The sequence below is a fragment of the Bradyrhizobium nitroreducens genome (genome assembly GCF_002776695.1).
Classification (GTDB): Bacteria; Pseudomonadota; Alphaproteobacteria; order Rhizobiales; family Xanthobacteraceae; genus Bradyrhizobium; species Bradyrhizobium nitroreducens.
On the sequence record NZ_LFJC01000003.1, the window covers coordinates 1,705,140 to 1,718,308 of the forward strand.

Consider the following 13,169-nt stretch of genomic DNA (forward strand, 5'->3'; position numbering starts at 1 on the left):
AACAGTAGTCCTTCGGCGGAAGGAGGCCTGGCCCGGCGGGGCCCGCAGATCAGGTCACGCAACGGCCGGGTTGGAGCAGCTTTGCGACCTCGGTCAGCGAGCTGACCATCGGCTCACAGGCGATGGTCGGTCTGGTGCGCACCTTGTTCTGGTTCTGGAGCAGGACCGGCGGCTTGGCGTTGCCGGTCTCGATCACCGCGGGGACCCGCAGCAGCACCGAGGTGTCGGCGAGGTCGTTCAGCCGCATCGAGACGGTGCGAGTGGGAACCGCGGCCTGCTTGAGCTCGGCAAGGCGGTCAGCCTTGCCGGCACGATTGACGTTATGGCTTGGCGCGTAGCTCAAGCTGTGACTGGGCACATCGGCGACCGCCTGCCAGCGGTCGGCCAGATCGTGGCCGGAGGCCAATTGCACCGCACCGAGCGTTGCCGCAATCGCGGCGGCGCCTAAAAATGCCTTGTGAATCTGTGACATGGCTGTCGGTCCCTCGCCCCATGGCGATCGCGGGAACAACGCGGGCGGAGGACCGGGGGTTCTCGGCCGTTACGATCACTTAACCGTGTGTGGCAAGGGCGGCAGCCCCCAAAAATATTTCGCAGGCCGCGGAACGACTCGCGCAGACAGGAGTCGTCTCAACAGCCGGCTATTCCCCCCTGCCCCATAAGCCGGCGACGTAGGGCGCGACTGTGGTGATGCCAGTCGCGCCTTACTTTTTTCTGCGGTTTTCTCACGGTTTTAGGTTTCCGCCCCACCATCCGCCCCACCTTGGTGCTTGTGCGTAAGGTGGCCAGCACCGAAAGACGCACGCGCCTCACACTCCTGTGACACCACCTAGCATGCGTGGACGTATTCTTGGGTCGACAGCCCCCCGATTCGAGCGTCCGACATGTTGATCAGAAAGCTATGTGGAACCCCGTGCACTGGCGTCATTCTTAGTGCAGCCTTTAGCGCTTACGCTGCTGGTAGCCATCTGGACCACCTTCCTGTGCCTGTGCAGAAGGTGGCTCAGGTCGCCATCACAGCCGGCAGTTCTCTCTCAACCAGCGCCGGCAGCATCGCGCTCAGCATGAACACGGTAACCTTCACGCCGACCGAACCGCAGCCGCCAATGGTACCGCCCAGCAATCGAAGAGAGGACGTCTAAGTCTGAGGAGCTACCCCAAATGGAAGCCTATGGCGTTATCCTGCATCCTGAGACCGGTGAAGCAATTGCATCGGTAAAAGACGGCAAGTTGATCGGTGCGACCGGCGAAGTTTACCGCATCGATGGCGATAGAATCCTTTCGGAAGATGGCAAGGTGCGCGGCTACTTGTCCGTCTTTGCCGGCCAAGCCAGTAGGTCGACTGATCTGGCGAACAGGCTCTTCGGTCGAAAGTCCGGCTAGATCAAAATGAACATGCGCGAGGACTGGATTGCCGCGCTAAAGACCTGGGCCACCAGCAACGAAAGCATTCACGAGCTTTGGCTCTTTGGCAGTCGTGCAAAAGAGACCGCTCGCCCAGATAGCGACATCGATATCGCACTCAAGATGACGCCGCCCTCTGGTAAGGACAACTGGGCGCTCGCAAATTTCGTTGAGTCTTTCGATGATTGGAAAGAGCAGCTCCGAAGCGCAGTTGATTGGCCGGTTAGCCTGGTGGCGACCGGCACCGGCTTCGAGATGGAGGCGGAGATTCGCGCGACGGGAATTTGCTTGTGGCGGAGAGAGGAAGTCTAGCTCGCCCCGTGTCGCCCAACGCATGGACCGAATTCGCAAGTTAACGTCATGCCGAACTACTTGTGTCCACCAGTTCGAGAAGGGATCGCACGGTCACCAGGCGTCGGCGCCCGACTGTTGTCGTGACAAGCCGGCCAGATCCTATCAATTCATAAACCTTTGTGCGTCCTAAGCCGGTTACCACGCAAGCTTCGTCCACCGTGCAGCTGAGTCGCTCGCGAAAAGGGACTACCTTCCCTCTGTGATCGTTCACAGACGACAAGAGGCTTCTACGCGGTGTCCGTCCATCGCCAAGTGCGTCATCCGTCATCGGTTCTCCTGGACACGAAAGCAGCCGCTTGGTTACAGCGCGCTGGGGGACAGATCAGATGATACAAAGCGCAACAGTGACGCGACTTCAACGGCCCTGAAATTTCCGCGGACAGATGTACGGCAATTTCCAGCGAGTTCCGCCATGTGTAAGTCAAGCTCTGGCAAGTTTCGACGCGTGTGGTGAAACAGTTCAATAAGGCGTGAGCAGCGTTATAAACCGCCTGCCTGCTCTCCAATCCGCGAGTGCGAGAGAGGCACGGATTTTGTTAGGTCGCATCAACCAGACCGCTCATAACGGTCTGGTTGCAGGTTCGAGTCCTGCCGGGCCCACCAACGTGATCAATAGCTTACGTCGTTCTCGTTGCCGGCTGCGCAGCCGCTGCACCAGAAACCGCACCAGATACGTGCGCTTTTCGTTCAAGCAGTTCACTCGCGTTTTTCTCTAAGTCTCTTCAATCCGGCATCCAAGAACGCCTGAACGAGTTCACTGCCTGCTGCCACCGGATCGTCGGGCATCTCCACGCGCTTCTGCTTTGCTGCATCCATGAATTGGACGAGTAGGTCCTGCAGGTCCGCCGGAGACTTATCTAGACGCTGGAGCATCTTCAGACCGTTTTGCGCGATTCCCAGGAACATCTGATTGCGGGTGACGATCTCCCCCAACATTTCCTGTGTGATCCGCTCGCTCGGCGATATGAACTCACCTTCCACCCAGTCTACGTAGAGAGATGCGTTCTTCGCGTCGTTAGACATCTCGTGGAAGGCCTTCTGAAACTTCTTGAACTCGTCGTGCATGGCCTCCCAGTCGCCATTCGCCTTGGCATCCTTCTCCGCTTGCGAGCCTTCCATCATGTATGCATTGGTCCTGTTCTTTGAGGCGTGCTGTCGCAAAGCATTGAGGACTCCCTTCTGGTCGACGTCGGCGCCAGATACCAACGCGGTCGCCCAGGCGCCCATGCTCTCAATCTTCGAGCACTCTTCAAGCGATATCTGGTGCAGACAGAGCGCTCTCGCCGTCGCCCCGACCTTCGCCAAGAGCTCGGCCTCGAAGTAGAGCCTTTCCGCGTTGTCGAACGTTTTTTCGGCGCCGCGGGCGATAACGCTCGACAGCTCACGGTCGATCTCAGGAAGTGCATCGGCCATTTTGGGAAGCTACCCGGGCGTTGAATACCGCGATCCACGATTCATGTTCGGCTTTGAGGTTTTCGACAAGGGCCTGCACCGTCGCATCGTTGATCGCCTGCGGCTTTCCATGAGCGAATTCGTTTCTACGCTCGTGGATGTCGATAAGTAGCTCGGCCACTGCGGGGAATCCTCGCGCGCGGAGATCGTCGAAGTAGGTCGTACCGAAAAATATCTTGTACAGGCCGTGGAGGCGCGATCCGATTCCGTTGTAGCGGCGAAGTCCATCTTCCAGGACGCGCTGCGGAAGTTTGCGCATTGCAGTTCGGTGAAGTCGCTCGATCCGCGTCTCGAAGTACCCCCAGAACAGCAGAACGAGCGCAGCCCGGGCCGACGGGCGTTCCGCATCGGCGAAATGGCCGAACATTTCGAACTCGCCGGCCGGGCGTTCCCACTCGCGCTGGAGCATCTGCAGATAAATGTAGTCCTCAAAGCGCCCCTCCGCGCCGGCGAAGGCACACGGCAAGGTAATATCGACGCCCTCTATCGTCAGTGTCTGAGGCGAGACGTCGAATGGAGGAGCTCCGCATGCCGGACACGGGGTATCGACCCCTCGAATGCCCAGACACTCTCCTCCGCACACGACGTAACCCGACCAAAGCCCAGCCCATGACTTTCCCGACAGTTGGTCGAACCACATTATTGCCCCCTCTAGACGCTTGGAGCTCGCCGACGCTTGAGTGCCGTACAATAACACGGTTATGTTTACTACTGCCGCCTAGCCGACGAAACGCATAAGGATCGATAGGAAGCCGCAGATGATACATGTATCGGTCGCTGGATGGCTGGTCGCGTCATTGCTCGCCTTCGGCGGCACAGCTTGGGCTCAGCAGCCTTCTCCCGACATCGCGCATTTCGCCTTCCGACAGATCGCCCCCAACAAGGAGGTGAAGCACTTCACCTTCGAAGTCCGCGGCCGCGCCGCCATTGACGAAATGCGTGCCGCGCTCGCCAATCGGTCGAGCCCGAAGCGGCACGTGTCCGGCGTCGTCGATCCGCACAAGGCTGCGTATAATCCGGAATGGTCGTTTCACCTCGTACCGGAAACGGTCGGACTGTTCGAGATGCAGATCGAAGTCTGCGACGCCAATGTCACCTACGTAGAACAGCATCTAGACGAGGTCGGAGGAAGCTTCTTGCCGAAGTCATTCTGGTGCCCATGGTCTTCGGAATTGGAATCGGAGATTCCCGTTCGCCCCTAAACGAACGCTCTCACTGCCGTGTCGACCTTGACCGACCGGCCTCGCTTCCGCCGCTCATCGCTCATCGCGGCTATCCCGTCCAGCACCGACACCTGGAGGTCGGCCCCTTCGGAGGTCCGTGGGTTTATGGTGCGCTCAGAGGGCGTTCGCATCTGCTGTGATTTCAAAGGGTTACGAGATGAAATGAAGGGTCGGGGAGCATTTCGCCTCTATTGGTGCCTTTCGGACCGAGCATCAGCCCGGGCGGACAGAATTGTTCCCTCGGCTTGCACCTTAGCTATTCCAGCTCACGCTCAAGCTGGTCGTGTCGTCGTCATGATGGTGAAGTCGAGACCCTGCCCAATTGGCGCAAGGAGCCATTTGAAGCCACATTATCAATCATTCACAACGATTAGATGCCGATTTGAAGAAGATTCAGATGATCGCGTCTCCACAATTACCTAGTTTTTGCTGCCGGCCACCTTGCCGGGCTCAATATGAAAGACCATCGGCACATTTGGCAGATGGTTCTCTGAACTGGACATCAAGAGCAGACGATTGACGGTGTTGTCCTGAATTCCACCCTCGAACAGCATCCCGATCATTCGTGCTTGCTCAAGCGGAATATTCGCTTTCTGCAAAACCTGCTGCGCGCGGGCCTGCATGCGCGTAAAGCGGCTCGCGAGCCCCTGCTCCACATTCGGCTTGCGGCTCTGATCGGAGAGTTTCGTCACATATTTGAACGTGTCGCGCATGATTTGCCGATAGGTGGCAAACGTATCGTCGAATGATAATCGGGCAATGTCAGAAGAGGTTTGCGGAAACGCGAAGCTGGACTGACGCATGGCGCGGGCGAGCTCTGGTAGCGCCACTGTTGGTATTCGTCCAGTCCGAGCGGCAGCCATGAGCATCTCTTGCCAACGCGCAGGGCTATCGGTGACGATACTGGCGCCTGTGGCCTGGGCCAGATACATGGCCATCTCGAAATTCGGTGCCAACTTTGCCGTACCGAGGCTGCCGCCAACTTTGCCGCTCTCAAACGGCTCTTGCTGGAGAACAGCGAGCGGATCCTGTTCCTGAAGCCGAAGCATTGCCTGCAAAAGGTCCTCGCGTTCGGCTTCGCTCTTGTCAGGAAAGGCCTTCTTCATCTGCGACAGCAGAACACGCTGCGGCATCGACATAAGGCCACGCTGGGTGTCTTCCCTCATTAAAGCCCTGGTCCGATCGTCTTCATAGATCTTGGGGTCGACGCCGGCGGATCGGGATCGCGCCATGTACAACATCTGCTGGCGCAGATGCATATCAAAGTCACACGGATCGGGGATCAGATTGACCAAACCGAGATCAACCAACGGCATGACCGTGTAAAGGAAAGCGATCGATTTCAGCACCTCTTGGCGATAGGCGCTCGGGGTTTTGACCGGGTTATATTTGGGCTGTAGCGTGCGCGCATTCACGAAGGGGTGCTGGATGATCAACTCTCCAAAATAAAGCGACGCGCCAAGCGCATACTCCCCTATGGCATCGGGGTGTATTGCTCCGGTGTAGACCGCGCGAGGCATACCGTCGGGCTTCGGCAGGAGTTTCAGAAGGTCGGTCTCTTCCGGCCACAGGCCTTCGTACATCGAATAAATCTTCGCGATCTTCTCATCGGTCATCTCACGTCGGATCGTGACCCAGTCTTTCTCGTTTTTTGCGGTACCGAGCACTTTCTGAAGCGCGTTGGAAAACATGATGTTGCGTTCGCGAATGCTGCGCTCTGTCCAGGTCGGTCGCAGCGTAGGCGGTTTGGACGCACAACAATCCTTGAAGCGTCGCCCAGAGCCGCACCCGCAGATATCGTTGGGCCGCAACGGCTTGGCCGATACAGGCTTCTTCAGGTAGTCGCGTTCCTGTTCGGTCCTGCCAAACGCATCCTGATAGTGGACATGACCGCCTTCGTACTTCACGTACATCTCGCCACCATAGTGGAAGAGCTCGTTTTCTGGCGGCAAAAGCGTATGGCGGCACTCACGCCAATCTTCGGTCTCGTCCGGGTGCAGCCACTCTTTACGACCGGCGGCAATAAAGCGGCGGGCTCTCGCCCGGATGATGCGGTTGATGCGCGCAACGTCGGACGCGGCGAGCTTACGCGAATGGATGAAGGCGTCGGTCCGCACCATTGATTGGCGGTAGTTGCGAGCAAAGGTCCGCTTCTCCAGCGGATTTACATCTGGTTTCTGCGCATATTCGAGATTTGTGAGGATCAGACAGAAATCGCGCGAGAGAGGGAAGATGGTTTGCGACGCCTTCAAGGCCGTCGACGGATCGAGCGGATAGGCGCAGAGCGCGCCTGCCGGCGGGACGGCGTGATTGTAAATGGTGACCGGATGATCGCTGATAATGAACTTGATATCAGAGTCTTCTGCGGACGCGATTTCGCGCACCCCTTCGGCCCAGATCGTGCAGTGCATCGAACGAATGCCCTGCATCTCAAACATTAGATCATTCTGTGTGAGCGCGGGATACTGCGCCTGCAGCCAATCCAAGCCTTTCGGCGTACGGATTTTCTGCGCGTCGATATACTGGAACAGCGTTTGGAAATGCTGATGCCATCCGCCCTGATCATCCTTGCAAAACGCACGCACAGCCTGCGCGCCTTTGGCATCGAGATCACCAAACAATTTGCGCTCGATCTCGTCACTGACGATGGTGCCGAAGAAGGTCGAATAGAGATCTTTCTGTTGAAAGCACCGGGAGGTTGGCCAATGGATCAGGGAATTGCCGGTGATGACTCGGCCATCATCGAGTGTCTTCTGAGGCGGCTTAAGATCGAGATAGGCGAGCGTGTTGCGGCCTGGCTCGAAGAAGCCGGCCTGATACCAACGCGGGACATAGTGATTGTCTCTGGTAGGCAACATTTTTAGCGTTTGCTGGGTACAAGCAGCGACCTGGCTGGTCCTTTTGCCCTACCCAATCAACTTCAGGGACGTCATTGGAAAGACGCCGTGTTCTTGTTTCCACGGCGGCTTGTCTTGAACGAACCAGTCGCACCAAGCGCTAACGTAATCATCATATTGCCCCTGACCGATTTGACTTACCGTCATGTGCGGGCCACCAGACTTCAGTTGGACGACGCTGCCCACCTTAATTTCTTCATCGGCCATCAAACCAGCACTCCAGCTGCAGTCCAAATTTGCTCATAGGCTGCTATCTTCAGTGCAGCGATATCACTTGCGCGCACAATTTCTGCAGGCGATCTTTTCGCCAGATCTTTGAGAGACTGGGTGACAGTCCAAGCATCTTTCCGATCGATCAGGATAGCGCGATCGTGCAGCGTCCTGGCTGGAGCCAAGCGGACCTGGAGTCCGCGGGTTGGGTACTGCGCCTTCCATCGCTTTGCAGCTGGCTCAAGGGACGGTTTTGCCGTCGCTTGATCAGACAGCAATCTAAGCGTCGCCGTCTCCGGCACTGCGCCGCCGAACTCGAGAAGGACAGAGTCGTCCATGTACGGATCGACGAGCAGAATATCAGAGGTGGCGTGCGAGAACACCTTCGACAGTGCGGCGTAAGAATCGAAGCTGCCACCGACCGGAATGAATGCACCCTGAGCCGAAGCAGGCGCCGCTAACTCCGCCTTGGCCAAGGCTCGATAGAGCGCCATCATTAAGTTTTGAAAACCGGATCGGCGCATCGTCGAACGAGAGAGGGATGACCTAGCGGTGGCAAATTCGGCTTGGATAAGCATATCGCCACTCGCAGCTATTAGCGCTTCGGCGCGACCAAGCCACGTCAATTGCTCGGGTGATAAATCCTCGATGCCTACGAATGAAGGACACTCTTCGATAATTCGACCGATGCGGCGATAGAGCTCTTCAGTCGATAGTTCGGAGGCCATGCTGCTCTCTGACACGAATCGGTGGATCACCAACGGTGACATATCGATCGCGGCCCTACTGGAGATAGTGGAACTTCGTACCGCTATTCACAGGTCACGAACTTCGTATGCGGCGCTGCATCAAAAAAAATTGCAGCATAGCGCCACTCTTGAATCCAGTGTCGAGCTCGGAGCGGCATATGTCGAGCGTTCCTATGACGCTTTCCCTGAGCCTGCGGATACGCCGTCAGGGCAGAAGGACGGCCGTCTCCCTACCGCACGCTTTGGTGCTCCGGCGAGGACGTCTGGGCTGGTTGGCTATGTCGCGGGCATCCTAGAGCGATATAGGGTAACCAGGATACAACTCGATGCCCTCCGCCTCGACCTTTATGGGTCCGATACGCCAACGCGAGGATCGTCAGCGCGCACGGAAGTCTGGAACTGAGCCGGATCAACTTTCTTGCGCTGCGCCCACTCAACAAGATTGGCCGGACGATACGTGGGGTCGGCGCGCCACCGCTTGAACACGTTGGCATCTATCGTCTCATTTACATTAACGTGACTTCCATCGTCTCGAATGTCGGGCTCTTGGCCAATGGTGCGATAAAGCGGCGGAAAAATCCAAGCGTAGACTCCCGATCCAAACGACTTATACGAATCAGCAATTTTTCCTGTCATATCATCGCCATCAAGGTCCACCTCGGAACGGAACGAAAGCCCTTGGGATTCGGCCTTCTTCATCATCCAGTGCAGCGGTGCTTGCGCAAGCAGATCTGTCTCGTAGCCTCCCCCAACGTTTGCGTGAGCGCCCACGAACCACCGCTGCTCCACACCCGAGAGCGGGCGGACCTGCGAAAGATTCTTCGGGTCTTTATGATGAACGTCCCATAGCGTCGGGGCAAAGTCTTTGCGGTGCTCATCGATAGCAAGAGCATGATAGCCGTTCAGGATGTGGATGCGAAGTCCGGTTTGCAGATAGTCAAACGAAGAACGGCTAATGCCGGGAATATCCCCAGCGGCCAATCCCACTGACCCTACCGTGTCCCAAACTCCGACGACCTTTATTTTTGTCGGCAATGAGTATTTGAGCAGCCATCTCTCCTGCTGCGTCATCTTGCTTGCTTCCCCAGCCGCCTCCTTGTCCCTTAAATCCCAGATGCTTTCTTCGTTTCCTTTCTTATAGCGCTCAAACAACTCAGCCACGCCAATCGGCGCTCCAGCTTTCAGAATGCCATCAATGGCGATCAATCCCGCAAAGCTTCTAGCCGTGAAGGCTCCCCGGCTAAATCCGAAAATGAAGATTTCATCCCCGTCGTTGTAGTTTTCAATGAGCCATTCGTAAGCGAGACGAATGTTATCATCGAGCCCTTGGCCGAATACTCCGCCTAAGAACCCGTTGACACCAACGGAATAGTAAACGAGCTGGGATTTTCCATCTTTGCTCTTCGCTGCGCACAGCGCCCGCATGCGCCATACATTTGTGTTGCTATCGACGCTGTTCCAGGTGCCGTCGAAGAAGACCACGAGGCGCTTTTGCTGCTGCTCTAAGTTTGCAAAGTTTGGCTGGTAGCCACTCTTCTCTGCGGGTCGACCAATGATCACCCCAACCGCGACAATGGCCACGATGGCTATCAATAGGCCAATCCAGTGCGCGAAACGCTCGAATATCCGCCAAGCTGTTTTCATGATGATGCCCCCGCGATATCCGCCCCGAGCAGAAGCGAATCGACCCAAGCCGCGAAGGTAGTCTGTTTGATGGCAATATGCACGTGATGCGTTTATTTGGATTCCACGCTACTTTTGCGAGCTGGATCCCTTATCGGCCCATGGGACCGTTCGGACATCGATGGCGATGCTGTTTCGAGACCCTCGGGTTGAAGGCCGCCGCAACCGCCAACCTTACGGCCGCAGTTCTGAGCCGAAGGAGGGAGAGGAAGAACCGCAAATTAGCTGCCAGGGACCGGAACACTCTTGGTCGTCCTAGGGGTCTCAGCGTGGCTTTCAAAGCCGAGTGGCCGGCTTCATGAAACACCAAATCCTGACGTCTATCAAACCGGCAGCAGCTCACTTCAAGTTCATCTTCACCAAGACTTACCAAGCGGAGCTGATTAGCTCGGCGATGGAGCTCGATCGCCAAGCCGATGGGGCTTTCTTTTGGCGAGGATGCGATAGGAGGTCGCTACTCGACTGCACACCCGCCGTACTTTGACTCTTCATCCTGAACATAGCGAGCCAACGTTTCTCTTACAACGCTTGTCGCTTCTTCCAGTCTTTGAAGCATAGTTCTCAAATTCGAGATAGTTGCTTCCTCCATATGTAGATTTTGAGGGGCAAGAGTTGCTCGGATGAGTTGGTCGAGCGGCATTGGGGAAATCGACATTGCGGCCGAAGCGTTACCGTATTCAAACAATGACTCAGAAATCAGATTGCCGTCCGGGGTAAGTCTGCACGACGACGTCAAGTTGGATGAAATTGCTTCTTCTAGCAGCCCAGCAGGAATTTCAATCGCGGCGACAACGGTCCTGGTCTCACTGTCTCTGTATCCAAACCGATAAAGATCATCCGCCGTTCGCGCATTTCCGAGGCACACGCGTTCGGCAAAGGGTTCAATTGCTTGTCGAGCAGCAAGAGCCAATACCTTAACTCCGTCAACGTCCCCTTCCCACAAATACCTAATTTATCGGTATCTGAAAAGTCGTTCTATGTGTCTGGCCCCCTTTCGGAGGCTAGATGCCCAAGACGGTTACTTCGCCCATTCAAAAGAAGCTCGCCGCGATGTTGGTCGAGCTAAGAAAGGGTGCGGGACTCCGTCAGATTGATCTCGCCAACAAACTTGGGGTCTACCAATCCTGGGTAACCCATCTTGAATCTGGCCAACGTCGAATAGACGTCGTTGAGCTGATCGAGTTGGGGCGAGCCATTGGCTTTGACCCCGCCGAGGTCGTTCGGAAACTCAATAAGCGTTAGGGGCAAGCTAGGCAGACCGACGCTGCGACCTTGCCGGTTGCTTTTTTGCACCTGCCTCCTTTGCCTGCTTCTTGCCGGCAAATGGCATCAGCATTTCCTTCTGACCGCTTGCGGCCTTGCGCGGCTTCTTAGTCGACTTCTTCGGAGTATTTGCAGTCTCCGTCGACTTCTCTCTCCCGACGCTCTGTCGTAGCGCCTCCATCAGATCAACGACGTTCTCACCCTTTGGCCGCTCCTTGGGGCGGATCATCTTGCCGGCGCGTTTCTGGTTGATCAGTTCTACCAGGGCGCTTTCGTAATGGTCCTCAAACTTCTCGGGATCGAATGTACCTGCCTTCTGGTTCACGATGTGCCTGGCGAGATCCAGCATGTCTTTGGTGACTTTGATGTCCTGGATTTCGTCGAAGTACTCCTGCTCGCTGCGGACCTCATAGGGGTAACGCAGCAACGTTCCCACCAGCCCTTTGTCCATTGGCTCAAGCGCAATGATGTGCTCGCGATTGGTCAGGACGACGCGGCCGATGGCGACCTTGTTCATTTCGCGGATGGTCTCGCGGATCACCGCGAAGGCGTCGTGGCCGACCTTGCCGTCCGGACGAAGGTAATAGGGTCGGATCAGGTAGCGCGGGTCGATCTCTGACTTGTCGACGAACTCATCGATTTCGATCGTTCGGGTCGATTCCAACGCGATCTCTTCGAGCTCCTCCTTCGTCACCTCGATGAACTGCCCTTTCTCCAGCTCATATCCCTTGACGATGTCTTCGTTGGGCACCTCATCGCCCGTGTCTTGATCCACCTTGATGTACTTGATGCGGTGGCCCGTCTGCCGATTGAGCTGATTGAAGGAGATCTTCTCGGACTCAGAAGTCGCTGGGTAAAGCGCCACGGGACAAGTCACGAGGGACAGACGCAGGAAGCCTTTCCAGTTGGCGCGGGGGGCCATGTACGCAGAACTCCATGTTGGACGGCTCGGACTCAAGACGATCGAAAGCTGCTGGTTCCGACAATGTCGGGGCAAATAAACCTGCCTGCCTCCTTTAGTCGGACTCGACTTGTGTTCTCCTTATGTTCTGATTCCATCATGAACGATCGACCTGCGAGTTGGCGAATGCCCACCCCGAAACAGATGGAAAAGCTAGCCGCCTCAACGGGGAAGGAAGCCGCGAGGGAGCGTTCGCTCGCCCCCAAGGCGACATGCCGGATGAATACTGGCGTGCCCTCCTCGACGCCCAAGACCAGACAGCGGCCTCGGGAATTTCGAGCCCCGTCCAGCGCCTCTGCGAGATGCCGCAGCACGTCCTGCGAGTTTCCTGCCGCAGGTGCGAGCGCATTGTTGAGATCCAGAAAGTGGACGCCGTCCATCTCTACGGACAGCAGGCGAGCTGGAAGGAGGTCGGGCAACGATTGTTGGACAACACATGCCAGAACCGAACCGGCCGCCACGAGGAGGACGGTTGCTGGCCGGCCTTCGGGCCCGTTTGAACGATCACCTGCGTCACCCCGAATGGCTCCGAAGCATCACCCGACGCCGCTCTCCGGCGGCGACCGGAAGGCGCTTGGCAAGGAGCTCGGCAAGGCACGCGCGATGACCACCATCCTGGCCGAGCAGTCCACAGCGGCTCGCGCCAAGGGTGAAGCACTGATCGAACAGGCGGATCGCCTCCTGTGTGAGAGCTGGAACGAGCGCATGTGGGCGAATGGCGAGCCGGTCGATCCTTCGCCGGCGATCGATCAGGCGATCAACGGTGGCTATCCTTGGGTGGAGATCCAATGCTCCCGCTGCAAGACCCGGCGTGACGTCGATCTCGCTATTTTGCCGCACGCCTCCACAACCTTTGTCCATGACCTGGCCGGCAGGCTCCGGTGCAACAAATGTGCTAAGGCGGGACGCCGTCCTCTGGCGACGCTGCTTCAGCTCGTGCGCCGACCCCGCCCTGCTGTTTCAGAGACGTGAC

15 protein-coding genes are annotated in these 13,169 nt (G+C 57.0%); 5 read left to right on the forward strand and 10 right to left on the reverse strand.

Annotation, left to right across the window (positions count from 1 at the left end):
* Window positions 1-49 precede the first annotated feature (49 nt).
* Window positions 50-472 carry a hypothetical protein gene (locus tag TSA1_RS08540; protein ID WP_100175969.1) on the reverse strand — a complete coding sequence of 141 codons (423 nt, stop codon included), beginning with the start codon at window positions 470-472 and terminating at the stop codon, window positions 50-52.
* A gap of 689 nt (window positions 473-1,161) precedes the next feature.
* On the opposite strand from TSA1_RS08540, the gene TSA1_RS08545 reads away from it, so the two are divergent.
* Together TSA1_RS08545 and TSA1_RS08550 are read left to right on the forward strand one after the other, a co-directional pair.
* On the forward strand, window positions 1,162-1,383 hold the full coding sequence (locus TSA1_RS08545) for a hypothetical protein (protein WP_100175970.1): 222 nt from the start codon (window positions 1,162-1,164) through the stop codon (window positions 1,381-1,383).
* Window positions 1,384-1,389: 6 nt separating this feature from the next.
* On the forward strand, window positions 1,390-1,716 hold the full coding sequence (locus TSA1_RS08550; RefSeq protein ID WP_100175971.1) for a nucleotidyltransferase family protein: 327 nt from the start codon (window positions 1,390-1,392) through the stop codon (window positions 1,714-1,716).
* Window positions 1,717-1,762: 46 nt separating this feature from the next.
* Here TSA1_RS08550 and TSA1_RS41110 read toward each other — a convergent pair whose 3' ends face one another.
* From TSA1_RS41110 to TSA1_RS08565, 3 genes are all read right to left on the reverse strand, one after another.
* Window positions 1,763-2,026 (reverse strand): helix-turn-helix domain-containing protein, encoded by a 264-nt coding sequence (locus tag TSA1_RS41110; RefSeq protein WP_100175972.1) that lies wholly within the window; start codon window positions 2,024-2,026, stop codon window positions 1,763-1,765.
* A 428-nt stretch (window positions 2,027-2,454) separates the two neighbouring features.
* Window positions 2,455-3,171, reverse strand: coding sequence for an AbiV family abortive infection protein (locus TSA1_RS08560; protein ID WP_100175973.1), 717 nt, complete (start codon window positions 3,169-3,171; stop codon window positions 2,455-2,457).
* A complete protein-coding gene (locus TSA1_RS08565; RefSeq protein WP_100175974.1) occupies window positions 3,152-3,676 on the reverse strand; it encodes a hypothetical protein in 525 nt (174 codons plus the stop codon). The genes TSA1_RS08560 and TSA1_RS08565 overlap by 20 nt, the downstream gene beginning before the upstream one ends.
* Before the next feature lie 331 nt (window positions 3,677-4,007).
* Between TSA1_RS08565 and TSA1_RS08570 the strand changes: the two genes are divergently transcribed.
* A complete protein-coding gene (locus TSA1_RS08570) occupies window positions 4,008-4,412 on the forward strand; it encodes a BP74-related protein (RefSeq protein WP_145984282.1) in 405 nt (134 codons plus the stop codon).
* A gap of 440 nt (window positions 4,413-4,852) precedes the next feature.
* Here the strand turns inward: TSA1_RS08570 and TSA1_RS08575 are convergent, their stop codons facing one another.
* The 5 genes from TSA1_RS08575 to TSA1_RS39595 all read right to left on the reverse strand — a co-directional run bounded on the left by TSA1_RS08575 (window position 4,853) and on the right by TSA1_RS39595 (window position 10,882).
* Window positions 4,853-7,291, reverse strand: coding sequence for a DUF4238 domain-containing protein (locus TSA1_RS08575; protein WP_100175976.1), 2,439 nt, complete (start codon window positions 7,289-7,291; stop codon window positions 4,853-4,855).
* Window positions 7,292-7,339: 48 nt separating this feature from the next.
* On the reverse strand, window positions 7,340-7,537 hold the full coding sequence (locus TSA1_RS08580) for a DUF2158 domain-containing protein (protein ID WP_100175977.1): 198 nt from the start codon (window positions 7,535-7,537) through the stop codon (window positions 7,340-7,342).
* Complete coding sequence (locus TSA1_RS08585) at window positions 7,537-8,268, reverse strand: phosphatidylserine/phosphatidylglycerophosphate/cardiolipin synthase family protein (RefSeq protein ID WP_245448156.1); 732 nt, start codon at window positions 8,266-8,268, stop codon at window positions 7,537-7,539. Before TSA1_RS08585 ends, TSA1_RS08580 begins: the two co-directional genes overlap by 1 nt.
* Window positions 8,269-8,634: 366 nt before the next feature.
* Complete coding sequence (locus TSA1_RS08590; protein WP_100175978.1) at window positions 8,635-9,933, reverse strand: T6SS phospholipase effector Tle1-like catalytic domain-containing protein; 1,299 nt, start codon at window positions 9,931-9,933, stop codon at window positions 8,635-8,637.
* A 493-nt stretch (window positions 9,934-10,426) separates the two neighbouring features.
* A complete protein-coding gene (locus TSA1_RS39595) occupies window positions 10,427-10,882 on the reverse strand; it encodes a hypothetical protein (protein WP_174718823.1) in 456 nt (151 codons plus the stop codon).
* Between the two features lie 95 nt (window positions 10,883-10,977).
* Between TSA1_RS39595 and TSA1_RS08600 the strand changes: the two genes are divergently transcribed.
* Complete coding sequence (locus TSA1_RS08600) at window positions 10,978-11,214, forward strand: helix-turn-helix domain-containing protein (protein WP_100175980.1); 237 nt, start codon at window positions 10,978-10,980, stop codon at window positions 11,212-11,214.
* A gap of 7 nt (window positions 11,215-11,221) precedes the next feature.
* On the opposite strand, the gene ku is transcribed toward TSA1_RS08600, so the two are convergent.
* The gene (gene ku / locus TSA1_RS08605) at window positions 11,222-12,157 is read right to left on the reverse strand and encodes a non-homologous end joining protein Ku (RefSeq protein WP_100175981.1); all 936 of its coding nucleotides are present in this window, start codon (window positions 12,155-12,157) and stop codon (window positions 11,222-11,224) included.
* A gap of 561 nt (window positions 12,158-12,718) precedes the next feature.
* Here ku and TSA1_RS08615 point away from each other — a divergent pair.
* Window positions 12,719-13,168 carry a hypothetical protein gene (locus TSA1_RS08615; protein ID WP_100175982.1) on the forward strand — a complete coding sequence of 150 codons (450 nt, stop codon included), beginning with the start codon at window positions 12,719-12,721 and terminating at the stop codon, window positions 13,166-13,168.
* Window position 13,169: the final 1 nt, after the last annotated feature.